The sequence below is a fragment of the Paenibacillus wenxiniae genome (genome assembly GCF_039822605.1).
GTDB classification, from domain to species: Bacteria; Bacillota; Bacilli; order Paenibacillales; family Paenibacillaceae; genus Saccharibacillus; species Saccharibacillus wenxiniae.
This window is the reverse complement of record NZ_JBCGUH010000001.1, coordinates 489,508-516,123: the sequence shown is the minus strand read 5'-3', so window position 1 is coordinate 516,123 and position 26,616 is coordinate 489,508. Positions and strand designations below refer to the sequence as shown.

21 protein-coding genes are annotated in these 26,616 nt (G+C 45.8%); 16 read left to right on the top strand and 5 right to left on the bottom strand.

The genetic code is table 11. From position 1 onward, the window contains the following. Window positions 1-19: 19 nt before the first annotated feature. The 7 genes from AAHF22_RS02205 (at window position 20) to AAHF22_RS02175 (ending at window position 7,097) form a co-directional block, all read left to right on the top strand. On the top strand, window positions 20-637 hold the full coding sequence (locus tag AAHF22_RS02205) for a helix-turn-helix transcriptional regulator (RefSeq protein WP_347323325.1): 618 nt from the start codon (window positions 20-22) through the stop codon (window positions 635-637). A gap of 307 nt (window positions 638-944) precedes the next feature. Then, window positions 945-1,403, top strand: a complete 459-nt coding sequence (locus AAHF22_RS02200) for a YtxH domain-containing protein (protein WP_347323324.1) — start codon at window positions 945-947, stop codon at window positions 1,401-1,403. A gap of 335 nt (window positions 1,404-1,738) precedes the next feature. After that, window positions 1,739-3,289: a hypothetical protein gene (locus AAHF22_RS02195; protein ID WP_347323323.1), complete on the top strand. Its 1,551-nt coding sequence runs from the start codon at window positions 1,739-1,741 to the stop codon at window positions 3,287-3,289. 21 nt (window positions 3,290-3,310) lie between these two features. Next, entirely contained in the window at window positions 3,311-5,809 is a 2,499-nt protein-coding gene (locus AAHF22_RS02190) for a beta strand repeat-containing protein (protein WP_347323322.1), read from the top strand. 356 nt (window positions 5,810-6,165) lie between these two features. Beyond that, window positions 6,166-6,426 (top strand): hypothetical protein, encoded by a 261-nt coding sequence (locus tag AAHF22_RS02185; RefSeq protein WP_347323321.1) that lies wholly within the window; start codon window positions 6,166-6,168, stop codon window positions 6,424-6,426. A 102-nt stretch (window positions 6,427-6,528) separates the two neighbouring features. Further along, window positions 6,529-6,837 (top strand): HesB/IscA family protein, encoded by a 309-nt coding sequence (locus tag AAHF22_RS02180; protein WP_347323320.1) that lies wholly within the window; start codon window positions 6,529-6,531, stop codon window positions 6,835-6,837. A 26-nt stretch (window positions 6,838-6,863) separates the two neighbouring features. Beyond that, complete coding sequence (locus AAHF22_RS02175) at window positions 6,864-7,097, top strand: YuzB family protein (protein ID WP_347323319.1); 234 nt, start codon at window positions 6,864-6,866, stop codon at window positions 7,095-7,097. Between the two features lie 291 nt (window positions 7,098-7,388). Here the strand turns inward: AAHF22_RS02175 and AAHF22_RS02170 are convergent, their stop codons facing one another. Both AAHF22_RS02170 and AAHF22_RS02165 read right to left on the bottom strand, forming a co-directional pair. Next, window positions 7,389-9,431: an LTA synthase family protein gene (locus AAHF22_RS02170; RefSeq protein ID WP_347323318.1), complete on the bottom strand. Its 2,043-nt coding sequence runs from the start codon at window positions 9,429-9,431 to the stop codon at window positions 7,389-7,391. 516 nt (window positions 9,432-9,947) lie between these two features. Further along, complete coding sequence (locus AAHF22_RS02165) at window positions 9,948-11,114, bottom strand: THUMP domain-containing class I SAM-dependent RNA methyltransferase (RefSeq protein ID WP_371833997.1); 1,167 nt, start codon at window positions 11,112-11,114, stop codon at window positions 9,948-9,950. Between the two features lie 291 nt (window positions 11,115-11,405). Between AAHF22_RS02165 and AAHF22_RS02160 the strand changes: the two genes are divergently transcribed. Continuing rightward, window positions 11,406-12,053, top strand: coding sequence for an O-methyltransferase (locus tag AAHF22_RS02160; RefSeq protein ID WP_347323317.1), 648 nt, complete (start codon window positions 11,406-11,408; stop codon window positions 12,051-12,053). A gap of 219 nt (window positions 12,054-12,272) precedes the next feature. Here the strand turns inward: AAHF22_RS02160 and AAHF22_RS02155 are convergent, their stop codons facing one another. Beyond that, window positions 12,273-13,493, bottom strand: coding sequence for an MFS transporter (locus tag AAHF22_RS02155; protein ID WP_347323545.1), 1,221 nt, complete (start codon window positions 13,491-13,493; stop codon window positions 12,273-12,275). 524 nt (window positions 13,494-14,017) lie between these two features. On the opposite strand from AAHF22_RS02155, the gene hemE reads away from it, so the two are divergent. The 8 genes from hemE to AAHF22_RS02115 all read left to right on the top strand — a co-directional run bounded on the left by hemE (window position 14,018) and on the right by AAHF22_RS02115 (window position 24,113). Next, window positions 14,018-15,070 carry a uroporphyrinogen decarboxylase gene (gene hemE, locus AAHF22_RS02150; protein WP_347323316.1) on the top strand — a complete coding sequence of 351 codons (1,053 nt, stop codon included), beginning with the start codon at window positions 14,018-14,020 and terminating at the stop codon, window positions 15,068-15,070. A gap of 297 nt (window positions 15,071-15,367) precedes the next feature. Beyond that, window positions 15,368-16,318, top strand: a complete 951-nt coding sequence (hemH, locus tag AAHF22_RS02145; RefSeq protein WP_347323315.1) for a ferrochelatase — start codon at window positions 15,368-15,370, stop codon at window positions 16,316-16,318. Continuing rightward, window positions 16,318-17,742 carry a protoporphyrinogen oxidase gene (gene hemY / locus AAHF22_RS02140; RefSeq protein ID WP_347323314.1) on the top strand — a complete coding sequence of 475 codons (1,425 nt, stop codon included), beginning with the start codon at window positions 16,318-16,320 and terminating at the stop codon, window positions 17,740-17,742. The genes hemH and hemY overlap by 1 nt, the downstream gene beginning before the upstream one ends. Before the next feature lie 512 nt (window positions 17,743-18,254). Beyond that, entirely contained in the window at window positions 18,255-19,718 is a 1,464-nt protein-coding gene (locus AAHF22_RS02135; protein ID WP_347323313.1) for a CapA family protein, read from the top strand. Window positions 19,719-19,834: 116 nt separating this feature from the next. Next, window positions 19,835-20,458, top strand: a complete 624-nt coding sequence (locus AAHF22_RS02130; protein ID WP_347323312.1) for a fumarylacetoacetate hydrolase family protein — start codon at window positions 19,835-19,837, stop codon at window positions 20,456-20,458. Between the two features lie 8 nt (window positions 20,459-20,466). Continuing rightward, window positions 20,467-21,303 (top strand): DUF92 domain-containing protein, encoded by an 837-nt coding sequence (locus AAHF22_RS02125; protein ID WP_347323311.1) that lies wholly within the window; start codon window positions 20,467-20,469, stop codon window positions 21,301-21,303. 10 nt (window positions 21,304-21,313) lie between these two features. Then, window positions 21,314-21,910 carry a TetR/AcrR family transcriptional regulator gene (locus tag AAHF22_RS02120; protein ID WP_347323310.1) on the top strand — a complete coding sequence of 199 codons (597 nt, stop codon included), beginning with the start codon at window positions 21,314-21,316 and terminating at the stop codon, window positions 21,908-21,910. 226 nt (window positions 21,911-22,136) lie between these two features. Further along, complete coding sequence (locus AAHF22_RS02115) at window positions 22,137-24,113, top strand: ABC-F family ATP-binding cassette domain-containing protein (RefSeq protein WP_347323309.1); 1,977 nt, start codon at window positions 22,137-22,139, stop codon at window positions 24,111-24,113. Window positions 24,114-24,370: 257 nt separating this feature from the next. On the opposite strand, the gene AAHF22_RS02110 is transcribed toward AAHF22_RS02115, so the two are convergent. After that, the gene (locus AAHF22_RS02110) at window positions 24,371-25,015 is read right to left on the bottom strand and encodes a hypothetical protein (protein ID WP_347323308.1); all 645 of its coding nucleotides are present in this window, start codon (window positions 25,013-25,015) and stop codon (window positions 24,371-24,373) included. Between the two features lie 4 nt (window positions 25,016-25,019). Beyond that, the gene (locus AAHF22_RS02105; protein WP_347323307.1) at window positions 25,020-26,426 is read right to left on the bottom strand and encodes an AAA family ATPase; all 1,407 of its coding nucleotides are present in this window, start codon (window positions 26,424-26,426) and stop codon (window positions 25,020-25,022) included. Between the last annotated feature and the right edge of the window lie 190 nt (window positions 26,427-26,616).

The following is a 26,616-nucleotide window of genomic DNA, read 5'->3' as shown; positions in this document are numbered from 1 at the left end:
AGCAAAGGGGGGTCCAGGGATGAAAGCCAACCCACAACCGTCCACACGGCGAACGATCATGATGTTACTAAAGACAGGCGGTCCGGCAAGCGTATCGGATCTGGCCCAGAAACTAGGCATTACGGAAATGGCAGTTCGGCGTCATATTCAGTCATTAGAGCAGGAAGGACTGCTGCTGGCGGAAACCGTTCGTATACCGACAGGACGACCGTATTTACGCTTTCGATTGAGCGAGCAGGCGGCAGAACATTTTCCGCACAATTATCATCAGTTAACGCTCGATCTGTTGGATGAGCTGGATGATGCTTCGATCGCACGCATTTTTGAAGGACGTAAGCAAAAGCTACTTGATCGTTATCGTCCGCTAATGGAGCAGCAAAGTTTGGGTGAGCGTGTGGCCGCCTTGACGGAGATTCAGCATCAAAGTGGTTATATGGCGAGCTATGAAAGCAATGATAACGGTGAATATACGATGTATGAATATAACTGTCCGATCAATCGGGTGGCTGACCAGCATGGCATTGCCTGCCAGTGTGAACAGGAATTGTTTCAGCAATTGCTAGGTGCGAAAGTGACGCGTACCGAATGTATTGCTAAAGGTGGTCAATGTTGTATTTATCAGATTGAGAAGCGGTAAAAGATAATCAATAGCGATGTAGAGATGATCGTGTTAACGAATGTAGGCAAAATCATGGATTATGTCTTACGCCTATGTGTTGCATCGTTTAGCGTTTAGGAAGCTATACTTGTATTGTTTACCGTAAGATGGATCGTAATATGCATAAGCCTAAAGGACTCGTTTCCACTCCTCTAAAAGGGAGAACAACGAGTCTTTTGTCGTGTCTTAGCTTATTTGCAAGCAAAGATTCGTAAAACCTGTAGCAAAGCTGTTATTCTGGGTAATAGTAAACAAATACTTACATTCAGAGAATGGAGAGATCATAATGGATCAACAGAAAACGCAATTCGTATATGGCTTGATTACAGGTGCACTGATCGGTGCAGCAACCGCAGCCCTATTCACACCGAAAAATGGACGTGATATCCGTGCCGATCTGATGTATGGAGCAGAAATGATCCGTGAAAAAGGCCCGGAATGGAATGAGAAAGGCCATGAGGTAACCGAAAAAGGCCGCGAAGTAGTAGCCGTCGTCAAAGAATCGATCGGCGTGGCGCGTGAATGGAAAGAGCAGGTAGAATCTGCGGCTGAGGATGTAAAACACGAGCTGGCTGAATTTAAAGAGCAGCAGGATGCAGAGCAGCAAGATCATACCGAGCAGAAGAAGGATGTAAAAGCGGTTGGTGCTACGCCAACGTCAGCCACTCCAGCTACTGCAAGCTCGACATCAAAGCCGACTACTCCGCCAGCAGGAAAAGATAAAACGAGCAATTACAGTGTATAAACTGTAAAAACATAAACTGTAAAAACATATAGGTAAAAGAAGTCTGCTCATATGGAGAATACTCCATGCGATCGGGCTTCTTTTTTTGCATTATTTTGTATTTGCTAACAGGATGTAAAACAAATCTCTCATATGGAAAAATTCGCAAAATGAATAACTTTTTAGATGATAAATATACCAATTTAAGTAATATAATTACTTGTTTTTGGGTATTATATGAATAACCTAATTTTCCATAATATTATTAATGAGTATGTAATTGTGCAAATGATAATACCTCTTTCTATTTACTTCATATGTCTGTACTTCCTACGTGAAAGGAGGTGAATATTCCAATGAACTATCGAGTACCTGTGTCATTTGTTTTGTTATTTCTAAGTGTATGGTTATATCAGCCTGCTACACATGCAGCTGGGGTTGAAATCTCGTTAGACAAAGGTATTTCAATCAAAAGCACATCAAGCAGCGGTGAATCTTCCAGCAGTAATGAAGCTTCTGGTAGCAGTCATGCTACAGATGCAAGCTCGTCCACACAGTCTAACCCTGGACTGGTACAGCGCACAGCGGCTTCGTTAACAGGCACACTGTCCAATACGGTGAAATCGGTGACGGATACTGCACAAACAGCAACCTCGGATGTGGTCTCTCAGACGACAATCACTGTAGACAATACGACTAAGGTCGTAACGGAAGCAGTGAGCAATACAACGGGGATTGTGAATCATGTGAGCGATCTGACCCAAAACGTAGTTACGGAGACAGAGAAAGTCGTGTCCGGCAAGCCAGCGGACATTACTGGAACTGTATCTTCAGGAGTAACGAATACGGTCAACGATACCGTGAATACAGCGACATCTGCTGTATCGGGTACAGTATCCACAACGACAGAAGCAGTAGTCGAAACGGTCAAAACGGTCGATAACACGGTGAAAGCAGTAACGAAAACGACGGGTGAAGCTGCAACTGAAGTGGTAGACACAACAGGAACAGTAGTTGAAACGATACCTGTCATTGTAAAAGAAACGGTGAATCAAGTACCGATTGTCTCTACTCCCGTTACCGTTCCACCTGTGGTCACTATACCGCCTATCGTTACGTTACCACCGATCTCGACCACTCCAGATCCTGTAGCTGGAGAGATACCTGTTGTTGAACCGACTCCTGGTCGTGAACAGGAGCCAACCGCACGAGATCGTGATACTGGGACAGCAGTGAAGCCACCTGTAGTAGAACGACCATCCGGTGTAGAGTCTTCATCACCGATTAGGACTGTGTTTCCTACGGATAATGTAACGCCGTCTCCGCTAGCGATCATTCAGCAGCAAACGGAGCAACCGCTTCGACCGGATAACACGCCATTTTCAGGTAACGCTGATGTCTCGGTGCAAGCTGTATCCAATATGGAGCAGCCAGCTATAGAGACGAGTGATATGAAGCCTGCAACTACAAATATGAACGCTAGTGCAGGGGCACAAAGCGGGACTGATGTAGCGAGTTTGGCGGATTCCAGTGCGCTAGTTCCGACTGAACAAGCGCAGCAGATGCTTCAATCCGTATCCGGGCAGGTTGCGGATCAAAACAGGGGTGGACAAGCCCCATTTGCTCCGTCTGGTCTGCCAGTAGAGCAGGGCTGGAGTGGCGATCTGCTCGGCGTGTTAACAGCAAGTTCTACTTCGTCTGGAGGTCAGCTTAATGGGTCAGGCGGTAATGCTGGCGGCACAGCGCCAACGGCGCTGCTATTGGATACTGTAGAAGCTTCATTACTGAAACAGCCTGTTTGGATGTATAGTGCAAAGTCTCAGCATGGAAGTAGTCAATGGATGAATGCACCACCTGGTCAACCGCCGCAATCGGCTCCCTATTTTAATCGACATTTGTCTTATTAAAATAAAAGGGAGCGATTAACGATGAAATGGTCAGTGAAAATGATGGTAGCAACAGGTTGTCTGGCAGCAACGATGGCATGGTCACAGGGAACGGCGCAAGCCGCATCAGATAGCAATGCTTTGCTTAAACTCGATATCGGTAATCAGGAGAGCGAAGGCAGTGTACATGTAGGTGTGTTGGAAAGCAATAACACTACAGATCCTAACACTACAGGTACTGAAGCCGAGCAGACAGCAGACTCGTTGCTGAATGTGAAAGCGACGGATACGATCCTGGGCGATGGAGTACAGGCTGAAGTATTGACTTCATCCGATGTCAACACGCCTACGAGTGAAGCAAGCCATAATGCAGTTGTAAACATTAGCGGCACAGATACAATCGTAGGCGATGATGTGAATATCAGCGTGCTGGACAACAACGAGCAATCGGATCAAAACACTGACGGTTCTCATTCAGCGGTAGTTGAAGTGGGAGCTACGGATACGATTTTGGGCGATGATGTGCATGTAGGTGTGCTGGACGATCATGAACAGTCTAGTGGCACGACAAGCACAGATAGCCAAGCGGTAGTAGAAGTAGGAGCTACGGACACTATTGTGGGTGATGATGTGCATGTAGGCGTACTGGATAATCATGAACAGTCTGGTGGCACAACAAGCACAGGTAGCCAAGCGGTAGTAGAAGTAGGAGCTACCGACACGATTGTGGGTGACGATGTGCATGTAGGCGTACTGGACAATCATGAACAGTCTGGTGATACAGCAAGCACGGATAACCAAGCGGTAGTGGAAGTAGGAGCTACGGATACTGTGCTGGGTGACGATGTGCATGTAGGTGTATTGGATAATCATGAACAGTCTGGTGGCACAACAAATACAGATAGCCAGGCGGTAGTAGAAGTAGGAGCTACGGATACTATTGTGGGTGATGATGTGCATGTGGGTGTATTGGACAATCATGAACAATCTGGTGGCGCAGCAAGTACAGGTAGTCAGGCAGTAGTGGAAGTAGGAGCTACGGATACTATTGTGGGTGACAATGTGCATGTAGGCGTACTGGATAATCATGAACAGTCTGGTAATGCAACAAGCACAGGTAGTCAGGCAGTAGTGGAAGTGGGAGCTACCGACACTATTGTGGGTGACAATGTGCATGTGGGTGTACTGGACAATCATGAACAGTCTGGTGGCGCGGCAAGCACAGATAGCCAGGCGGTAGTAGAAGTAGGAGCTACCGACACTATTGTGGGTGACAACGTGCATGTAGGCGTACTGGACAATCATGAACAATCTGGTGGCACTGCAAGTACAGGTAGCCAAGCGGTAGTAGAAGTAGGAGCTACCGATACCATTTTAGGCGACAACGTACATGTAGGCGTACTGGACAATCATGAGCAGTCGGATGGCACAACAGGCACAGATAGCCAGGCAGTAGTAAAAGTAGACGCAGATCATATTCCCGTACTCAACGATTTGCATCTTGGTGTATTGGAAAATAATGAGCAAACGACATCAACCGGTACGAGTCAGCAACAGGCTGGTGTAAATCTAGGTCTGGACAATGTGCTAGGCAGTAATCTGGATCTCGCTATTCTCGAAAACAATAGCGCACAAAACAATCAAGGAACAGGCAACCAATCTTCTCTAATCTCAGTCGGACTGACGGACGGTATTTTACCAGCTCTGGATCTGATCGTGCTTGGCAATGATACGTTTGTACCGACACCTGGTGGCGGTGATAGCGGTTCTGGTGGTGGAACGGATCCAACTGGACCATCACAGCCAGGCAATGGCGGCGGAGATAATGGTGGTAACAATGGCGGTAATACAGGCGGTACGGATCCAGATAATAATGGGAATACTGGCGGTAACGGCAACACAGGTAACACTGGTAATACAGGCAACAATGGCAATAACGGTAATACAGGCAGTAATGGAAACAACGGTGGCAACAACGGAAATGGTACGAATACCGGTAATACAGATAGTGACAACTCTCCTGGTAATACACCAACTGGTAACAATACAGGTAGTACGGGCGGTAATGGCACCGTTTCGACCAGTACAGATGGTAATGTTACCAGCACTAACGGTACAGCAGGTTCTGATGTGAGTGCTTCCACTGACGGAGCAGCAGGAACAGAGAGTGTGATCTCTGCGGCTTCCACAGGTGAGCCTATCAATGCTACAGAAAATGCAACGAACCAGAATGCAACACAGCCATCCAATCCGGTAGATGCAGCTAGTTTGAATGGCATCATCGCATCGGCAGAGCTGTTGCCACGTTCAAACGATCCAGCATCCATCGTTACTGCTGCAAGTGTAGGTACGGTAGCTGCGAGTGAAGCGAATGGACAGGCAACAGATCGTCAAGCGATGAATAATGACGGTATGATGGATCTTGACCAGCTGCCGCAAACTGGAGAAACAACGCCATTTACTGTATATGCACTGGGTAGCTTGCTAATCTTGCTTGGATTGGCTTTGCGTAATCGCGGTAAAATGACAGGTTTGAACTAAAATTAGCAGTACGGCGTGACAATGACTAAGAGCACTAAGAGCACTAACAGCAACATTGTACTGTTCCGAGTAATACAATAGCAGCATGCAGCTAGCGATTACAGCATGCACCGATAGAGAAGCACCACCCGTTTGTATAAAAGTGTGAAGCACCTGACGAGGAGCATTACACTGCACGGAGCCGCCTTTGCTTACCAGAGCGGCTCTATTTTTTTGCGAATGATACCTAATTTCCTGAAACTTTTTGCGGCTCAAACGTATGATATAGAGTACGCACCACGTGCGCGTACATGCCTATAGATAGAGCGGCGCCCTGATCGCAGCTGTGGCGTCCAATCATAAAGGAGAGATGCAACATGTCCAAATGGGCTCGTTTATTTTCAGCAAAGCAGTGGTTACATGTGTTTAAAAAATTGCCAGGTTTGCTGACCTCCAGACAGCTGCCATTAAAAGAAAAAATGCTGTTTATTATTCCGGTACTCGCTTATTGGGTTATGCCTGATGTGATGCCGTTTATGCCGATTGATGATATCGGAGTCACTTTGTTGATGATGAACTGGTTTGTATCCCGAGCGGAGAGCAAGCTGTCTGTTATCGAATACGATCCGCGCCGCTGAGTATCGGTTTAGCCTTGCGTATTGGCAGGACGAGTTATACAATAGAACTATTGCGTCCTGCCCGATCGCAGGCGATTCGAACTGAACGAAGGAGCTGATCACATGAAAGTGAAAATTACGCGCAATGCAGCGAAAGAGATAAAAAAAGAAATGGACAAGCCGGAAAATGCCGGTTTGAAACTGCGTGTATTTGTGACTCATGCCCACGGTGACCACGTGCACTACGGTATGGACCTGGCTGAGCCGCAAAGTCATGAAGAAGTCGTCTCTACAGACAAGGAAATTGATGTAGCGGTTGATCCGAACGAATCATGGTTGGATGGCGTCAAAATCGATTACCTGTATGTAGGTGAAGAAGGCTTTGTGATTACGAACCCATCCAAAGGCGATTTCGGTCACCATCATCACTAAGATGATCGGAGGGAACCGTACTACTCATGGCTAACGATATTCGCGTATGTGACGAGTGCAATCACATTCGCCTCAAAACAATCATTCCTAAGCTGGAAAAAATGGCGCCGGATGCCGAGATTAAGATTGGCTGCAAGTCTTATTGTGGTCCATGTGGCAAGCGTGCATTTGTTTTCATTAATGGCCGTTATGTCAGCGCTCCAACAGAAGAAGAAGTGCTGGACAAGGTCGCCAAGTTCATCAAAAAACCAAAAGCGTAATTCGTATAGCATCACATGCCCGGTGCGATAGCGATCGGCCATTTGGTCTGTGTAGCATTGCCGCAGCTCGGTTTTTATCTATGAAATGCCTATAACGATATACGTATACAATAAAGCCTCCTACCCATCGGTTCATATGACCGCAGGTAGGAGGCTTTTATTCATTATACATATGATATGGAAAATGCTGTTTAACATGAACAGGTCATTTAACTCGAATCTGGTCTCATTCATAATCAAGATTGCAGTGGGAGGAAGATTTTTTGATTCACGTCCTCACTTACACTGTACTTATTTCGTCTGTGCCTGCTCATCATGGAACTGACGAATTAGGTCGCCCATAATGAGTTCATCCGATATATTCAGTCGCTTTTGTGCTTCTTCAAAGCCAGCACGTGCGCGTTCGATATCGGTCGTTTGTCTTGTTTTCAGATCATACGCTGTACCATGCTCAAACACGCCATCAGCGGACGGGATATAAAAGATAGTCCCATCACTAAATGCACCTGTACGCAGCACAACTAGCTTTTTCTCCTTGTTGTTGAACATATCATTACCCATCAAATAGTACGGGCTGGCGTTCACACCGAGCAGGTGTAGCAACGATGGAGTCATATCGAGTTGACCTGCTGGAATATCGTATGTGCCTGCATGTGCACCGTCAGGTAGATGGATGAGCATCGGCACTTGATTCATAAACTGTTCCATATCCAGATCGCTTACAGGTTTGCCGAGGAATTGTTCCATCGGTTCTTTTTCTTTAAGCGAGTTGTCATGATCGCCATAGAAGACGAGGATCGTTTTGTCCCACAGTCCTTTTTCCTTGAGTTCGGATTCCATTTCACCGAGTGCAGCATCAACATAATGCAGCGCCTGAATATAATCGCCAAATGTCGTACCGGACAGATCGCCCATATCCAGCTCCTGTACAGAAGGTGGTAATGTGTACGGGTGATGACTTGATAAGGTGATCATAAACGAGTAAAAAGGTTGTTTCAGACCGCTCATTTTCTCTACCGATTGACGGAAAAATGATTTATCACCGAGTGACCAGCCCAGCGGCTCATCGATCGTAAAATCATTTTTGCTAAAAAACTGCTTGTAACCCATGTTTTGATACATGACCGAGCGATTCCAGAAGCTTGGCTCATATGCATGGAATACATATGAATCATAGCCCTGCTTGCTCAAAATAGTAGGCATCGTATCATACTGATGATCGGCATAACGCGTAAACACCGAGCCGGTTGGGAGTGGATGCAGCGAGGCGTTAGAGCCGATATCGGCATCTGATGTACGTCCCTGTCCGGTCTGATGGTAATACTGGCTAAAATACATACTTTCCTTCATTAGACGATTCATATTAGGCGTGATCTCCTGCCCGTTGTAGCTTTTACCAACGACAAAGTTCATAAAGGCTTCGCCCTGAATGACGATCACATTGCTATCTTTGTAAGCGCCGAATAGCTTATCATCGCCTGCTTTGGCACGACCGCTTTGTTTGGCATCGAACCATTGCTTGATCTCGTCGGTTTGCGCGGCAGACAGCTGGTTGCCATTGCCAAAATGATCATCTGCATAACGGTAAATATCGTAGCCGTGAAAACCGAGCAAGCCTGTCACATTGTACAGTGACATATTCCACCAGTTTCCAGCAAACAAACCGGTTGCCCAGGTGGAAGTCGCATATTTGATCGGCCCGAAGGTCAGGATACAACCAAGTAAGAGGAGTACCGCACCTCTAGCAAAGCCGATCGTTAGACGTTTGCGTTGGTTGCCAGCGATCATACTAGTACGATGACTGGCACGATAAGCAGATGAAGCTCGACGATCCGAACGAGAACGACCGCGAACGATACGGAGGATACGAAGGATCAACAATGTGATGCCCACGACAGCGAGTAGTATCACATCGGCAAATAGCCATAAATCTTTTACCGACAGCAGTTCACGAATACTGCCACCGAGCGATTCCACTTGCCCAGCCTGCATAAGCACGGGAATGGTGATGAAATCCTGAAAATAACGAAAATATACCAGATCCGCGAAAATGAGCAAACTCAGCAGCACATCCAGCACGATTAATGCGATGATGCGTCCGCGTTTAGGCAGCCACATGACCCAGAATGAAGCCAGTATAATCGAACCAACCGCCGTTACCTTGTCCAGATCGTTCATATCGATATTTGGTAAATGAATATTGCTTTGCAAATACATCAGCTTTTCCAAAATGATAATTAGGAAAATCCAATAGATGATTTGAATCGGAGCCAACGGCCACAGCAATCGCTGAACCCAGCGTGGTTGCTGCGAACCAGAGTTAAAAGATTCCAAGTGAATAAAGCCTCCTCGCTAAAGAAGCCGTTCCCACAGCCGATCAAGGTGTGTTACGGCATTTGATTAGTCGGACATACCTATATGCAGTCTCAAATATGCGCATATCCTTTTATCGTCGAACATTACATTCTGTTTACATTCTTACATAGCCAACATATAACGCATTAGCGTGCAGTTTATCATGTTTAGTATGCTTGTTCAAGTAACAAAGCATTTTAGAGCATATGGAGTGGGAAGGAACGACTTGCTATGCAATCATCACTCTCAAGTGTAGTTAACAATGTAATAACATACGTCAATAACACGTATATGCAACACAATCCGTCTCTACAATTTACATCCATTTAACAGTAAAAAATGACACCGTACCGCCAAACTGCTTCTGTCTGCTGACTTTATGCAGTCCGGTGGTAGGTGTACGATGATCTAATATATGGTAATAGGTTTATGCATTACGTTATCATGCTGATTCGGAGACGGGTACTATGATCAAATGTATGGCGATAGTCTCGGTTAGACCTGCGACTCCGTTACATCTGCTTTTGCACGAGGTGGCAATGGGCCGAGGTATTGCAGAAATTGACATTCAATCCGTCCATTGTACAATTTGCGGCGTTTATCTGCTTTGCGCCCGAAAAATTGTTCAAAATGACGTGTTGGTGTGATGGCGAATACCGACCAATCCGGCAAGTAAATCGATGCTTTACCCAGATCACGAATCATCGTTTCGACTTCCTTCGCTTCGCTCAGACGCTCGCCATATGGAGGGTTTGTAACGATACAGCCGAATTTACCTTTCGGTTGGATGCGTGATACAGGCATTACTTTGAATTCGATCTCATTACCGAGTCCTGCACTTTTCGCACAGGCTCTAGCAATCTCGATCGCTGATGGATCGATATCACTGCCGATAAGTTGTAGCGGAATATCATCCTGTACGGCATCAAACGCTTCATCCCGTGCCGTTTCCCACAGTTCATCATCAATGATCGACCAGCCTTCCGAAGGGAACGAACGGCGTAATCCGGGTGCAATGTTCCAACCGATCATTGCCGCTTCGATCAGCAATGTGCCGGAACCGCAGAACGGATCATACAGCGGGCGATGCGGGCCCCAGCGGCTGAGCAGGATCATTGCAGCAGCGAGTGTTTCTTTGAGCGGTGCTTCGGTCGCATGTTTACGATAACCGCGTTTATGCAAGGAAGGTCCAGTCGTATCAAGTGTGATCAATGCAGTGTCGTCAAGCAGCGTTACATCAACTGCATAGAGTGCGCCATCTTCCGGGAACCATTCGGTATCATACGTTAGTTTGAGCTTTTCGACGATTGCTTTTTTAACGATACCCTGACTTGCCGGTACACTGCTAAGCTGGGATTTTTGGGAGCGACCGGATACAGGAAATTCGCCGTCTGCCGGAATAAAGTCCGCCCACGATACAGCTTTGACGCCTTCAAATAGCTCGTCAAATGTAGTTGCTTTAAATTCTGCCATCTTGATCACGATGCGATCGGCAGTGCGCAGCCAGTAGTTACAACGACAAATGTCGATCAGATCGCCGCTGAAGCGTACACGACCATTTTCCGTGCGTGCATCATCGTAGCCAAGCTGTTTCAGCTCGCGCGCGACAACAGCCTCAATACCCATCGGGCAAGTGGCAATTAATTCATAAGGTTTCACCATAGAGATTCACTCCTGTTTATTGTAAAATAGCGGGCGGTGCTGATTTCCCGTTTGCAATCCAAGCACGGCAATTGTTGCCATTGGTCCGTCCATAGCGTCTGGATCGTATGATCATGTGTTTTGCTTGCCGGTTACGTCTGAAAACCATACAATCTAGTATATGTGAATGCGTCTATTCTTACAAACGTTTCCGGTAAAAAAGTGCGTATTTTGAATGGAATGGATATCGAACACCAAATGAGCAAAATTTCGGCATAGCACAATAGAGGTTAAAGGAGAATTTGAACGAAAATGACAGAACAACACGGCTCGAATGCGGAGCAATACATGAACGAATTGATTGAGGAGGACGAGCTACTATTACAAATTAAAGAAACGATTCGGGAAAACCGAATGCCTGAAGTATCGGTAGAACCGGGATACGGACGTTTACTGACATTGCTTGTACAAATGTCTGGTGCTCGCTCCGTTTTGGAAATTGGTGCACTGGGCGGTTACAGTGGTGTCTGTATGGCGCGCGGCATGGAGGAGGGGGGACGCATCGTTTCTCTGGAGCTTCGTCCTGATTATGCCGAGGTGGCACAGGAACATATGCGACTCGCTGGTTTTGGACAACAGGTTGAGTATCGGATCGGTGAAGCGATCCACAGTCTGGCTGTACTACAACAGGAAGGTCAGCGATTTGATTTCTTTTTTATCGATGCGGATAAATTAAATTATGTGAACTATCTTGATTATGCGATTGAACTAGCTACACCGGGTGCGATTATTGTTGGTGATAACTTGTTACTGCGTGGACGTACACTGAATCTGGAACGAAATGGCCCGGCGATTCAAACGGTACGCGAGTTCAACCGCCGCATGGCAACCGATCCGCGCCTAACAGGGACGTTGCTACCTGCATATGATGGATTGGCGATTGCCAGAGTGAAGGGCTGAGTTCATTTCGAAAAGTCTATAAAGTTTATAAAGTCTATATAAAAAGGAAAACCCGACGTACTGCAAGCATGGAGCACAGTAGAACGGGTTTTCCTTTTTTGATGCCAATCAACAATAGAGTTCCACATCCAAACGATCAAGTTACCAATCCATTTCCAATCTACCATGCAAATTGGAATGATCACCTGACTTGACATAACCATTCGATCATTATCCTGGTTACGCCGACTTATGCTGTCGCTCCGTCGATGGCTTTCCGTACAGTTTTGAACGCACCCATGCCATATTCAGCATCAACAGTATACCTGACATAATAAACAATCCTTCAATGCCGATAAAGCCTGCCAGTACACCACCCATCACCGATCCGGTCATATTACCAAGCGCGTTCGTACTGCTGTTAAAACCAAATGCACGGCTTTCCATACCGTCCGGTGTGTAGGAGCGAATCAGCGAGTTGACGCTTGGCAGCAGACCACCCATACATAATCCCATTAAGAAGCGAATCGCCAGCAATTGCCCAATATTTTGCACAAACGCCTGCGGAATTAGCGTTAATGCCGCTCCGATGAGCGAGAAGGTTAATACCCGGTGCGCACCGTACTTATCGCTAATTTTGCCAAGAAAAGGAGCGGTGAGCATATTCGATAGACCGGTCACGGCACTAACCAGACCTGCCCAGAATGCTAAGTTTTCTGTTGCACCATGCAGCTTTTGTACATAAAGCGGCATCAATGTCATCGGACTGATCATCGCAAATTGCAGCAGCAATGTTACGGTGAACAATGCAGGTAACTGCGGTGTCAAACTCAGTTCACGTAAGCCGGATAATACGGATACTTTTGGCATTTTGGCTGCGAGTGAGCGATCGAACTTCTCACGTACAAGAAACAGTGCCAGCAATGTCGCGAGAAAAATACACGAACCAGTAATGTAGAAAATATAGCGAAAACCGATCGTGTCTGCCAGTATACCGCCGATCAATGGACCGAGGATCGTACCCGCAACCGTCCCGGATTGACTAATGCCCATCGCAAAGCCCATTTTCTCCTTCGGCGTACTGCTGGAAATGAGCGAAGTTGCCGCTGGATTAAAGCCGGAGATCGTTCCGTTCAGCAGCCGTAGCGCGAGCAAATGCCATGCCTGTGTAGCAAAACCCATCGCTGTAAACACAATCGCCATCCCGAAGCCAGAGCGTAGCAACATGACTTTACGTCCATACTGATCCGATAGCTTGCCCCAGAGTGGCTGGAATATAAATGAGGTCACAAAGTTAGCCGCAAAAATAAATCCCGACCAGAGCGCGATTCGATGTTCCCCCTGTACACCAAGATCTTGAGACAGGTATAACGCGATAAAAGGAACGATCATCGTCATTCCCGCATTGACAAGGAACTGTCCGACCCATAACACCATCAGGTTTATGCGCCACGGTTCCATATTCATTTTGGTTATTTTCATTTTGTTTCACTTCCTTACATTCATTTCATTATTATAACATGATTAGAGCTGAAATAGATCAATTTTGAACAAAAAGATCAATAAAATAAAACATGTTTTCACTAGATGAAACTTTATGAGACGATTATATCGTAAATTACCCGAATATAACAGTCTGTACAGATATCGAGTCATACATAAATGATGACAATCATAAGTTGTCTGGTTTTAAAGGTTAGCTTATTCCTTGCCGAAGTAATGTCTGCTCCAGCAAAATAGTTTGCGAACACGTTCTAGCTTGCACGCGTTCATAGGATTGTCATGGGATGTTCATCGTAGGGGAGTTGTTACGCATTCCGAAAAAGAGGATAATGGAAATGTGAGTCAAACCGAACGAAATTGGACATCAATGGGAGGACAGCTTATTTTGTCATGTGTGCAGCAGTGTTGCCAGTCATGATGTCCAGCATACACAGAGCGCCAGATGGTGTAGTGAAACATTACCGATGCGGAGGATTGCCCCTATGAGTTATAACGATTCCTTCATACGTGCCTGCTATAAGCAGAGTACCGACCGTTTACCGGTTTGGTATATGCGTCAGGCAGGACGCTATGATCCGGATTATCAGAAAATCAAAGAAAATTATACATTGTTGGAAATTTGCCGTCAGCCCGAGCTGGCTGCGGAAGTGACGATGATGCCGGTACGTAAGCTCGGTGTGGATGCGGCGATTTTGTATTCCGATATTATGAATCCGGTCGCTTCGATCGGTATCGATTTTGATATCGTAAAAAATATCGGGCCGGTTATCGACAATCCGATTCGTACCGCAGCTGATGTAGAGCGTCTGCGTCCGATTCAGGTCGAGGAAGATCTCGGTCATGTATTGGAAACGATTCGTATTCTGGATCGAGAGCTGGATGTGCCGCTCATTACATTTGCCGGTGCGCCATTTACGATTGCCAGCTACCTGATCGAAGGCCGACCATCCAAAAGCTATATTCGTACAAAAACGATGATGTATAGCGAACCACAGTTGTGGCATTCGCTTATGCGCAAATTGGGCGATATGGTAGCCACCTATTTGCGTAAACATATCGAAAATGGTGGTAAAGCATTCCAACTATTCGATAGCTGGGTGGGCGCACTGTCTGCAACTGATTTCCGCACATATGTATTACCAACGATTCAATACATTTTTGATCAGCTTAAAGATTTGAATGTGCCAAAAATTTATTTCCCTGGTGTAAGTTCAGGTGAGCTGTTGCCAGAGCTGAATGGACTGCCAGTCGATGTGATCGGTCTGGATTGGCGTGTATCGATTCCAGAAGCACGTCGCCGGCTCGGTGGCAACTATGCGGTGCAGGGAAATCTGGACCCGTATGTATTGACGGCACCTTCGTCTGTCATTCACGAGCAGGCACGTCGCATTATCGATGAAGGCTTGCAGGAGCCAGGCTATATTTTCAATCTGGGTCATGGTTTGTTCCCAGAGGCATCGATCGATAAACTCAAAGAGCTGACCGATTATGTGCATGAATATTCCGCTTCCGTATTAAGAAGTCGGATGACATAAGGGTAATCGAATTGCGATTAGCGCTCTCTTTTATCCAGTAAATTGGCAATTACTATCTGCTTTATGCATAATAGAAGGCAGATTGATTCAAAAAGATATTTTATCGTTATTAGACGAAGTGTACAGTTGTTCATCTGTTCATTTTCATCCTGCATAACCTATAGGTATGACACATCGCTAGGGAGCAATCTATAGGATGCTCCAAAATTTAGATGAAATTTAAATCGTCGATGTGATCAATGTCATGGATGAACATAATGGTTATGCACTATTACTTTATTATTGAGGTGATCCTTAATGGCTAACAAAAAAATCGGTGTTCTGGTTATGTCCTATGGTACTCCTGCCAGTTTGGACGATGTAGAAGCTTATTATACGCATATCCGTCGCGGCAATCCGCCAAGTCCGGAGCAATTGAAAGAGCTGAAAGATCGTTATGAAGCGATTGTGGGTGGTGTTTTCCCGCTGCGTGAAAATACAGACAATCAAGTCGCTGGCCTACAGCAAAAGCTGAATGAGCATACTGCTGGAAGCGATGTTGAATTTGTATGTTATCAAGGGTTGAAGCATGCGTATCCATTTATCGAAGATGGTATTGAAGATATGGTGAAAGATGGGATTACCAAAGCGGTTGGTATCGTGCTGGCACCGCATTATTCGATTATGAGCGTAGGCAGCTATTTGAAGCGTGCACGCGAAACGTCAGAGAAGCACGGTTTGAACATTTCCTACATTGAAAGCTATCATCTGCATCCACAGCTAATTGAGACATTGGCGAATCGGGTGAACAGCAAGCTGGAACTGTTTGAAGAAACAGGGGCGACTCGTGATCAGGTACGTGTACTGTTCAGTGCGCATAGTTTGCCAGAACGTATTCTAAGCATGGGCGATCCATACCGTGATCAACTGCTGGAAACGTCTGAAGCGATTGCGAAGCGTGCGAATGTGCCATCATGGCAGTTCACATGGCAAAGTGCGGGACGTACGGCTGAGCCTTGGCTTGGACCCGATGTGCTGGATACGATGCAAGAGCTGCGCGATGAGCAGGTCAAATATGTGCTGGTTGCGCCAATCGGCTTTGTTTCGGATCATCTTGAGGTGCTTTACGATCTGGATATTGAAGCGCAAGAGCTTGCGCAAGAGCTAGATATGCGTCTGATGCGTATTGATTCCCTGAATACAGATCCACTCTACATGGAGGTACTGGCTGACGAGGTCATCCGCAAATCAAAAGAGGTGCATGTGTAATGCAATTATCCAAACGCAATATTATCATTATCGGGGGCGGGATAACCGGTCTTAGCTCCGCCTTTTATGTACGTAAATATTTCCGCGAACAAGGACTACATCCACATATTACCGTCGTGGAGCAATCTGGTTCACTCGGTGGTAAGGTGCATACATTGCACCGTGATGGCTTTGTAATCGAAAAAGGGCCGGATTCTTATCTGGCTCGCAAAACAGCGATGACTGAGCTAGCCGAAGAAGTAGGACTTGGTGATGAGCTGACGACGACGAACCCGAATGCGAAGAAAACGTATATTTTGCATGATGGCAAGCTGCATCCGATGCCATCTGGTCTGGTGCTCGGTATTCCAACAGAGCTACGTCCATTTATGGAAAGCGATCTGATCTCGATGGATGGTAAAATTCGCGCGCTGGAAGATTTCCTGTTACCTGCCAAAATGGACGGAGAAGATGAATCGTTAGGTGATTTTATCGAGCGTCGTCTTGGTAAAGAAGTGTTGGAAAATGTAACCGAGCCATTACTCGCAGGCATTTATGCTGGTGATACACGTAAGCTGAGCTTGCAGGCAACTTTTCCGCAATTTGGTGCTGTCGAGCGTGAATATGGCAGTTTGATCAAAGGAATGAGTACCGGTCGCAAGCCGGTTGAGACACATACAGGCACGAAGAAGAGTGCATTTTTCACCTTCAAACGTGGTCTGCAAAGTCTGACCGAAAAGCTGCAAGAAACGCTATCACCAGACGTGGATTTCCGTCTGCATACCGGTGCAAACTCCATTGTTTATAACAATAGCATGTATACGGTCGCGCTGAGCGATGGTACAACGCTGGAGGCAGAGCATGTGATTGTTACGGTGCCTGCTTTTGCTGCTGCACCCCTGCTCAAAGGTCATGCCGATACAACGGCGCTGGAGCGGATCAATTATGTATCGGTCGCCAATGTTGTGATGGCATTCGACCGCAAACATATCGAAACCGAATATGACGGTTCAGGCTTCCTCGTTCCCCGTAAGGAAGGACGCACGATTACCGCCTGCACATGGACATCGACCAAATGGCTGCATACTAGCCCGGATGATCGCGTACTGATGCGCTTTTACGTTGGTCGTGATGGGCAGGAGGAAATTGTAGAGCAGACGGATGAACAGATTACAGCATGTGTGCTCAAAGATATGCGCGAGCTGATGGGTATCGATGCACAGCCGTTATTTACGGAAATTACCCGTCTGCGTCGTTCAATGCCGCAATATCCGGTCGGCCATATCGATTCGATTCAAAATATGCGTAGCGAGTTAGAGCAACAGCGTCCAGGTTTGCTATTGCTGGGCGCAGGCTATGATGGTGTAGGCTTGCCCGATTGTATTCGCACGGCAAGAGATGCCGCTGAGCTGGAAAGCAAGCGTGTAAAGGTGCTGGCGAATTAAGCGGTTATGTTGTATAAACGTTATGCTACTATAGCTGCATAACGTATAGCTGGATACGTAAGGCGCTTCGTCCTTTGATGGGGATGAAGCGCCTTTTGTGTTCGTTTGCGCGTCCTTTCGTATTAGGGCGTGTACGCAAACTCATATACGTATAAGTAGCACTTCACTGCGGAAAGGAAATAAGAGGATAGAACGACTTGCCGTGTTAGTGGTTTCCTAACACGAGCTTCAATGAAAAAGTGATTTTTGCAAATCCCAATATCTTACCTTTTCTGAGCATGGCAATCTACTATTCACTTCTACTCTATAGATTCCTGTGCGAGATCGGAGTCCGTCCCTTTATTCCTTGCCGGAGTGGTATCTATCTCAAATAACAGATTGCGTACATACCCTAGTTTAACTATCGCTCCGTACAGATTAGCATGAGCTAGCGTAATTATACAGAGCGAGCTTTTCGCCTGTAAGTGGAACCTGCTATAATAGATAAGACGTATCCGTTAAAGGAGCAAAACATGTATACAACTAGATCAGAACAATCCCGTCAAAAGAAGCAGGAAGAGCTGCTACGCCGCAAACGGCGCTTTAGACGATGGATGCTTTTGAACAGTATACTCGTTGCGGCGATTATACTGGTCGGAGTGATGTATTGGACACACGAGCTTTCACCTTCATCGACTAGATCGGCGGCGAATCGTCCTGTTGATTCTTCAGCTGTAGCTGCGGAAACGCAAGTGACTGAATCTCCGTCACAGTCAGAAAATCCTGGCGCTTCCTCAGCAGAACTTACACCTCAGACAGAGGAAGAGCAGGATGGTACAGCTGAACAGGAAACAACGATCGATGAAGAGGAAGCTAGTCATAATGAACAAGCGGAGCCTGAAGCAACGCCGGTTCCAGCAGAGCCTGCGGAAGCAGAAGCGACAGATTCAGGTGCAACCGACAAACCAACATCCAGCGATAACGCACCAGATAAGGACAAGCAACCAGCGGCTACACCGCTTGCACCGCAGACAGACACGCAGCCGCAGGGGAAAACCGTTACGCTTAATTTTGGCGGTGACGTGATGTTTTCCGGTAAGATGGGCGAGCTGCTGGCGAAGAAAGGGTATGATTATCCATACCAGTATGTAAAGCAACTGTTTACGAACGACGATCTGACAGTTGTGAATTTGGAGACACCGGTTACAAGCTCCAATACGACCGCAGCCGATAAAACATACGCATTCAAATCGTCACCGGAAGCATTGCCTCATATGGCTGCTGCGGGGATAGATGCGGTGAATCTGGCCAACAATCATATTTTGGATCAGGGCGTAGTCGGCTTAACCGATACGATTCGTCAGCTGGATGCTAGCGGTGTCAAATATGTAGGCGCTGGAGCCGATGCTGCCCGTGCGTATGAACCGGTTATATTTGAACGAAAAGGGATACGTATCGCCTTGCTTGGCTTTAGCCGTGTTATCCCGAAGGCAAGCTGGAATGCAGCTGCCAATCAGCCAGGTGTTGCTACAGCATATGATGCAACCGCCGCAGAAGCGGCGATTCGCAAGGCGAAAAGTAGTGCCGATCTGGTCGTTGTTGTTGCCCACTGGGGTGTAGAACGCTCAGACACAACGGTCGATCATCAGACTGATCTAGCGCATCGCTTTATCGATGCAGGGGCTGATCTGGTCGTAGGCGGTCATCCGCATGTGCTTCAAGGTGTAGAACAATATAAAGGCAAATGGATTGCGTATAGCACAGGGAACTTTATTTTCACCCGTTCACTAACAGAGAAGACATGGGATACCGGTGTATTTCAGGCGGTATGTTCAGTGAAAGGCGATTGCAGCATGAAAGTTATTCCGTACACCGCCAATCTCGGACAGCCAGTACCGATGGAACAACAGCCTGCTCAGACGTTGCTGCAACGTTTGCAATCCTTATCTACGGGTGTACGTTTTGATGTGAAAGGTAATGCGATTCCACTCAAGTAATGAATACGATCTTATACTGCACGTTGATCCATCATCGTACTACGTTCGCTGTTGGTGTACAGGCTACAGGCGAACGCTTCAAACTAACCATTTCCTATCGAGAAGGAGAATGCTCAATGAGTGCTATTCAAAATGTATACTGTGTAGGTCGTAATTATCGTTTACATGCCGAGGAGCTGGGCAACGAAGTACCAAGCTCGCCAATGATCTTCCTGAAACCTTCGCATGCTGCTGTACCTTTTACCAATGATGCACTGGTGCTGCCCACCGATAAAGGGGAAATTCATTACGAAGCTGAGCTTGTCGTTCGGATCGGTCGCGATTATGAGGCAGGTTTATCTGCCGAGCAACTTGTAGATGGAGTAGCACTTGGGATCGATTTTACATTACGCGATGTACAGAGCGTCCTCAAGCAAAAAGGTCATCCGTGGACAGCTGCTAAAGGTTTCAAAAACTCGGCGCCATTGACTTCCTTCGTGCCATTTCCCGGTACAGAGGGCTGGCTGAACAATGAGTTTACGCTGCTCAAAAATGGCGAGCAGGTTCAACTGGGACGCACGACCAATATGATCTTCTCCCTGGAGACGATTTTGACGCATATCGGTGAAAATTATGGTCTGTCCGCAGGCGATATTATTTTCACAGGTACACCGGAAGGTGTCGGCCCTGTCGCCGCAGGCGATACATTTGAATTAACTTATGCGGGCGAATCGGTCGGTACGTGCCAGATTGCCCAATGAGCGTCTGGTTGGATGGGCTGATTGGCTTAGCGTGTGCGGGTCTGATCGCTGGACTTGGCTATCGTAAGCAGTGGCTGTCCGGCTCAGGAGCGATCGCAGCGGCACTGATGGGCACGATCTATTATGCCGCTGGAAGTTTGCTCTGGTTCGGACTGCTTATTTTATTTTTCATTAGCGGTAGTGTGTTGTCGCGGATGAAACGTGAGCGCAAGCGGCGTATGGAACAGGATTATGCGAAAGGATCACGTCGTGATGCGGGTCAGGTGTTTGCTAATGGCGGACTCGGTATGGTGCTCTGTCTTGGTCATGCCTTCGCTCCCCATGAAGCATGGGTACTCGCTTTTATCGGTGTGATGGCGACGGTTACTGCGGATACATGGGCAACCGAAATGGGAAGCTTGAGTCGTAAGCCGCCGCGTTCGGTGTTAAATGGTCGTGTGCTGGAGCCAGGTGCATCCGGCGGTGTATCGCTTCGCGGCACGATGGCGGCTGCCGCAGGTGGTATAATGATTGGCGGAGCGGCGTGGTTGTTTTCGCTTCTGTCTTCTACGGGTAATCCATATACTGACTTATCCAGTTTGACCAGTGTGCTCTATGGCGCATGTGTGCTGGTGCTTGCCGGTCTGGTGGGCGGTCTTGCCGGCTGTTTTGCCGACTCATATTTGGGGGCGACGGTGCAGCTGATGCACCGCTGTATCGTATGTGGCAAAATCGTCGAAACGGACACACATCACGGTCAGCCAACGACCTATGCCAGAGGATGGCGCTGGATGAATAATGATATGGTGAACGCGGTAAGCTCTATTTTAGGTGGAGCGGTAGCGCTACTGTTTTTAGTCATATAGGAGGTGGCGTATGAGCGGCACGACAGGAGACAAATTGGACCTGATACTGGACGCTGCTTATGAGCTGTTTGGCGTGGATGGATTTTATGAAACGAAAATTTCCGACATTGCCAATCGGGCGGGTATTGCCAAAGGTACGGTTTATTTATATTTTAAAAGTAAAGAAGAGCTGTGTCTGGCTGTTACAAGGCGTGACTGTGAACAGTTTCTGGACAATTTGCAAGAAGCATTGCGTCCTTGTACCAATATGGCAGATAAGCTGTATGTGATTGCCATTCATCATACACGCTATCATTTTGAACGCCGCAAATATACAAAGCTCGTCTTCCGTGCGCCTAATAATGATCCGGCGCTGATGCAGTATATGCGTCAATTCATGTTCCGTTATATGGAGATGGTGCTGGATGTGTTAAAAGAGGGCAAGGTTTCCCATCCACAATGGTCAGCAGAGTCGTATATCGGCATGCTGGATCGAGTCAAAATGGATCTGATGTTCAATCCGGACTTTAACGAGCAGCAATTGCAGGAGCGCACGCGCTTTGTAACCGACCTATTTCTGATGGGTTGTGAAAAGCAGATCAATCGTCCGCCAGATGATCCAGCTTAATTAGGGAATGTGCATCTCTTGCATATGAAGTGCTTGGCATCCTCACGACACAGAACAATATAATTAGTATGGACATAGAATGATTGTATAGGTACGAGAACAGGCTATGCGAGAACGCTAAAACCAGCAATGATACGATCATAGCCTTAAAATATAAAAGCTGCACTATCTATGTACCTTAATTTAAGATCAATGACAGGCTTAGCGCCTGAGAAGGTGAATCGCAATGAATATAATGACTGTGGAAGCACTCGCCAAAAGCTTTGGCGATAAAATACTGTTTCAAGATGCCTCGTTTGGCATGGAAGATCGCGATAAAGTTGGTATTATTGGTATAAACGGAACAGGGAAATCCACGTTTCTGAAAATTATTGCAGGATTGGAAGAGCCGGACAGCGGACAGGTTGTGATCGGCAACAGCGTACGTGTACGTTATCTGGCACAAAATCCGCCGTATGATCCAGACGCAACAGTATTACGTCAGGTGTTTGACGGCGGTGGTGAAGAGCTACAAGCGGTTAGCGCCTATATGAGCGTGATGGATCGCTTGGAGCAGCAACCAGATGATGCAGCTGTTCAACAGGAACTGGTGCGTATCAGTCAGGAGATGGATCGACTGGATGCATGGTCGCTGGAAAGTGAAGCCAAGAACGTGCTGTCCAAGCTCGGTATTACTCGCTATGATGCGCCAATGGGCACATTGTCCGGTGGTCAGCGTAAGCGTGTCGCCCTGGCAACAGCGCTAATTCAGCCAGCCGAACTGCTTATCCTGGATGAGCCGACGAACCATATCGACCATGATTCGGTCACCTGGTTAGAGCAATATTTACAAAAACGGCGCGGTGCCCTGCTGATGATTACGCATGATCGTTATTTCCTCGATCGTGTCGCAACGGTTATGCTGGAGCTGGATGGAGGACGACTATTCCGGTATGAAGCGAATTATACGCGTTATCTGGAACTTAAAGCAGATCGTGAGGAACGCGAGGCAGCCTCAGAAGACAAGCGGCAAAACTTGCTGCGTCGTGAGCTGGCATGGATACGCCGTGGTGCTAAAGCACGGACGACCAAGCAAAAGGCAAGAATCGATCGTTTTGAGCAATTGCAAAACGATGCACCTGGACGTCGGAGCGATCAGTTAGAAGTATCGACCGTTTCCTCGCGTCTCGGTAAACAGATTATTGAACTGGATCATGTGTCACTAACATTGGGTGGACGTGAACTCATTCACGAGTTAACGTATCATGCCGTATCGGGTGATCGGATCGGTATCGTCGGTCCGAACGGACGAGGCAAGTCGACATTGCTTAATCTCATCTCAGGACGGATTGAACCAACGTCTGGACGCATCATTACCGGACAAACCGTTAAATTCGGTTATTTCACGCAGGAGCATCAAGAGATGGATGAGTCGATGCGCGTGATTGAATACATTAAAGAAGTAGCCGAAGTCGTCAAAACATCGGACGGTAGTAGCATTACGGCTGCTCAGATGCTAGAACGCTTCCTGTTCCCGCCAGCCGCACAATGGACGCCGATTGCCAAACTGTCCGGTGGCGAAAAACGCAGACTGTATTTATTGCGCGTACTGATGAGCGCACCGAATGTACTGCTACTCGATGAGCCGACCAATGATCTCGACATTACCACATTGACGGTACTGGAAGATTATTTGGAAGAATTCCCAGGCGTCGTACTGGTCGTATCCCATGATCGTTATTTCTTGGATCGCACATGTGAGAAAATATTCGCGCTTGAAGGCGGCGGTGTCGTTAGCATCCATGCGGGGAACTATAGCGAGTATGAGGAGCGTACAGGTGGACAACAGATGAAGTCCGGTTTATCCGCTGAAGGCAACGGAGCCACACAGCCTAAAGCTGCTGGCAGTAATGCGGCGGTTGATCATCAACGCGCTGATGCCAGTGAATCCGCAGGCGAAGCCAATAAACGCAGCTCATCCCGCGATAAGCTCAAGTTCAGCTATAAGGAACAACGCGAATACGAGCAGATCGACAGCATGATTGAAGCTGCCGAGCAAAAGCTAGAACGCATCACGACCGAAATGGAAGCCGCATTCAGCGATTCCGTCCGTTTGCAAGAACTTATGATCGAGCAAGCGAATGCCGAGCAGGAGCTGGAGCATTTGATGGAGCGCTGGACGTATTTGAATGAGCTGGCGGAGAAGATTGCGGAGCAGGGATGATGGACTGAAAGTGATCTGTTTTAGCAATGATTATAAATGAAGTTACAATAAAACTCCCTTTCGTATGGAAGCCCACGTATACATCTGTATACCGATGTGGATGTCCAACGTAAAGGGAGTTTTTGTTTACTATAAACTAGTGAAAAAGATAGCGAAAAAGGAGTTTTAAAGTTAAGGAGGAATGAGAGGCATGTAATAAGATTGCTCAAATTCATGAGAGTTCAATGTAACGGCTATATGCAAATGATGTAAACAAATTATATCGCTGTAATCGTGATTGTGCCGGAATTGACGTGCTGTTCATTAATAATAAGCTTGTGTCTAGTATGAGTTAACATTAGCGTTTGCGTTCGAAATATAGAAATAGTTGGCATATTCCATTGCTGGGCTTCAGGGATATTAACACCAGTGAGTGGTTTACGTGCCGCAATGCCTTTAATATGTTGTTGAGTGGTTTGTGCTTGGACAGCAGCTTGTAATAAATGGTCCTCTACATAGCAAGTATGCAAGCTAATATGCTGAATCTGAGCAATACCTAAAGAAGAAGCAAACGCAATTCCTCTTAAAATAGCGCCGCGAAATTGTTGCTGCACTTTAGACCAAATTGATGTTGTGATAGCTGATTTCAATTCAATAATATGCAGACTTGCTTTAGTTCGATCCAATATATCGGATGATAGAATGATACCATCTGCACATTTGGGATTGGTTATATATTTTAAAAAGTCATGATGGTTCTCGCCGAGTACTTGAATAAATTGCTTGTTTGTGGCATTTGAAAATTCCACCTGTACTCTGGCTTTACCAGCAGGATCGTTTTCCTCCAAAGTCAGAAAGGGAGTATCCAATATGTTATAATATTCTTTTTTTATTCGCTCTAAATCAAATCCAATCTGAATCATATCGTCACTCCACATGATTTTGAATCATATCCGTCTCTTTAATTAATTGTTCAAGCGTATCGTTAAATGTTTTCATTTCAAAACCGTAAGGTCCTAATTCAAGCTTTGTGATCACAGTATGATCATCAACATTTTCAAATTGATAGGCGTGCACTAAGTCAAGATCGGAGATAATATCCTGTTCACTGTAATTTAATTTATCTAAAAGATTATCTTTGTCGTTTCTTTGCGCGATCGTTAACAAATTGTTGATCTGTTGGGCGAGCGTGTCACTATGGGTGGTAATCCAGATTGCTTTATCTTTATTAACAAGGCGGAAAAGGAAACGAGCCATTTTCAACTGCATTTCCGTGTGTAAATGTGCTTCTACTTCTTCAATGATCCATAAGTCGGGATCATTATCAGAAGATAGAAAAATAGATAGAGGTGCTAACTCTGAGATGAGTGATGATGTTACATGTAATGGATATTGAACTTGTGAACCTAATGGAGTGAAAACAAATTGATTATATTCGTTTTTATTCAGATTACCTTTTAGAATTTCAGTATTAAGAAATAATTGTTCGGAATTATACAGACTTGGCTGATGAGTATCTATATTGTATTTTTGCAAGCGAGATAAAAAATCACTTATTGGATAGGTGAGAGTTGTACCTGGAAAAGCATTATATGGTTGATCATCTTCATTTAAAATAAATGAACCTGCTATTGTTTCATCGAATGTATTACCTACGATTGCACGGTATGTTTGCATAAAACCAGTTCTTGATGCTGGAAGATACAGAGGTTGTCGCAATTTATTACTTTGAAAAATGCTATCAAAAAAATCATCTCTAATCATAGTTACGGTAACAAATCGTAGAAAAAACTCAATTAATATTGAACTGAATGTACTGTTTACAAATGTAAGTCTTTTATCTCGATATAAAAATTCATATTTCGTTGAGGTATCTTCATCTTCCATATCAGCAGAAGATAGATTGATACTTTCTACGAAAGTGGATCTGATTCGTTTTAATTTGAAAGGTTCTTTATGTTTTCTCGATATACGAATTTCGCTTAATGTGATCGGAAAGTTAAATATTTTTTGGAGCACAAATTCTTTATTCTCATTTAAAATATCGTTAAATATATTTAAAATTATATCTTGATCAATAATATCGATAATGGCTTCATCGTTTTTATTTAACTGAACTTTTGTATTATGTTCTAATTTCTCAAATTGGGGGTGTTTTTTTAAATCTTTTCGTATAAGTTGTTCACTCTCAGTCAAAATGCCCCACAGCAACATCATCAAATAACTCTTACCCGTATTATTTTTACCAACAAACATCATAAACGGGGACACCGTAATCGTTGCTTCCTTAATACGTCCAAAATTTTTCACATATAAATCCCATTGGTTTCGCATAATATACTCCTTCTCAGCCAAACTATATCTATTAATATACCTTATTTGTCTGTATACATAAAATGCTATGGGGTAAACATATCGTTCATCCCATAGCATCTCATCTAATCATGATATATAGTCCTGTTATTTTACTATACCTAATTTAATATGAGGACGTTTTATTTAAATCAATCAACTATTCCTTTTT

What these genes read in the sequence shown, in the direction of transcription:
- AAHF22_RS02205 (WP_347323325.1), top strand. Translation starts at nt 20, where the DNA reads ATGAAAGCCAACCCACAACCGTCCACACGGCGAACGATCATGATGTTA.
- AAHF22_RS02200 (WP_347323324.1), top strand. Translation starts at nt 945, where the DNA reads ATGGATCAACAGAAAACGCAATTCGTATATGGCTTGATTACAGGTGCA.
- AAHF22_RS02195 (WP_347323323.1), top strand. Translation starts at nt 1,739, where the DNA reads ATGAACTATCGAGTACCTGTGTCATTTGTTTTGTTATTTCTAAGTGTA.
- AAHF22_RS02190 (WP_347323322.1), top strand. Translation starts at nt 3,311, where the DNA reads ATGAAATGGTCAGTGAAAATGATGGTAGCAACAGGTTGTCTGGCAGCA.
- AAHF22_RS02185 (WP_347323321.1), top strand. Translation starts at nt 6,166, where the DNA reads ATGTCCAAATGGGCTCGTTTATTTTCAGCAAAGCAGTGGTTACATGTG.
- AAHF22_RS02180 (WP_347323320.1), top strand. Translation starts at nt 6,529, where the DNA reads ATGAAAGTGAAAATTACGCGCAATGCAGCGAAAGAGATAAAAAAAGAA.
- AAHF22_RS02175 (WP_347323319.1), top strand. Translation starts at nt 6,864, where the DNA reads ATGGCTAACGATATTCGCGTATGTGACGAGTGCAATCACATTCGCCTC.
- AAHF22_RS02165 (WP_371833997.1), bottom strand. Translation starts at nt 11,114, where the DNA reads ATGGTGAAACCTTATGAATTAATTGCCACTTGCCCGATGGGTATTGAG.
- AAHF22_RS02160 (WP_347323317.1), top strand. Translation starts at nt 11,406, where the DNA reads ATGACAGAACAACACGGCTCGAATGCGGAGCAATACATGAACGAATTG.
- AAHF22_RS02155 (WP_347323545.1), bottom strand. Translation starts at nt 13,493, where the DNA reads ATGGAACCGTGGCGCATAAACCTGATGGTGTTATGGGTCGGACAGTTC.
- hemE (WP_347323316.1), top strand. Translation starts at nt 14,018, where the DNA reads ATGAGTTATAACGATTCCTTCATACGTGCCTGCTATAAGCAGAGTACC.
- hemH (WP_347323315.1), top strand. Translation starts at nt 15,368, where the DNA reads ATGGCTAACAAAAAAATCGGTGTTCTGGTTATGTCCTATGGTACTCCT.
- hemY (WP_347323314.1), top strand. Translation starts at nt 16,318, where the DNA reads ATGCAATTATCCAAACGCAATATTATCATTATCGGGGGCGGGATAACC.
- AAHF22_RS02135 (WP_347323313.1), top strand. Translation starts at nt 18,255, where the DNA reads ATGTATACAACTAGATCAGAACAATCCCGTCAAAAGAAGCAGGAAGAG.
- AAHF22_RS02130 (WP_347323312.1), top strand. Translation starts at nt 19,835, where the DNA reads ATGAGTGCTATTCAAAATGTATACTGTGTAGGTCGTAATTATCGTTTA.
- AAHF22_RS02120 (WP_347323310.1), top strand. Translation starts at nt 21,314, where the DNA reads ATGAGCGGCACGACAGGAGACAAATTGGACCTGATACTGGACGCTGCT.
- AAHF22_RS02115 (WP_347323309.1), top strand. Translation starts at nt 22,137, where the DNA reads ATGAATATAATGACTGTGGAAGCACTCGCCAAAAGCTTTGGCGATAAA.
- AAHF22_RS02110 (WP_347323308.1), bottom strand. Translation starts at nt 25,015, where the DNA reads ATGATTCAGATTGGATTTGATTTAGAGCGAATAAAAAAAGAATATTAT.
- AAHF22_RS02105 (WP_347323307.1), bottom strand. Translation starts at nt 26,426, where the DNA reads ATGCGAAACCAATGGGATTTATATGTGAAAAATTTTGGACGTATTAAG.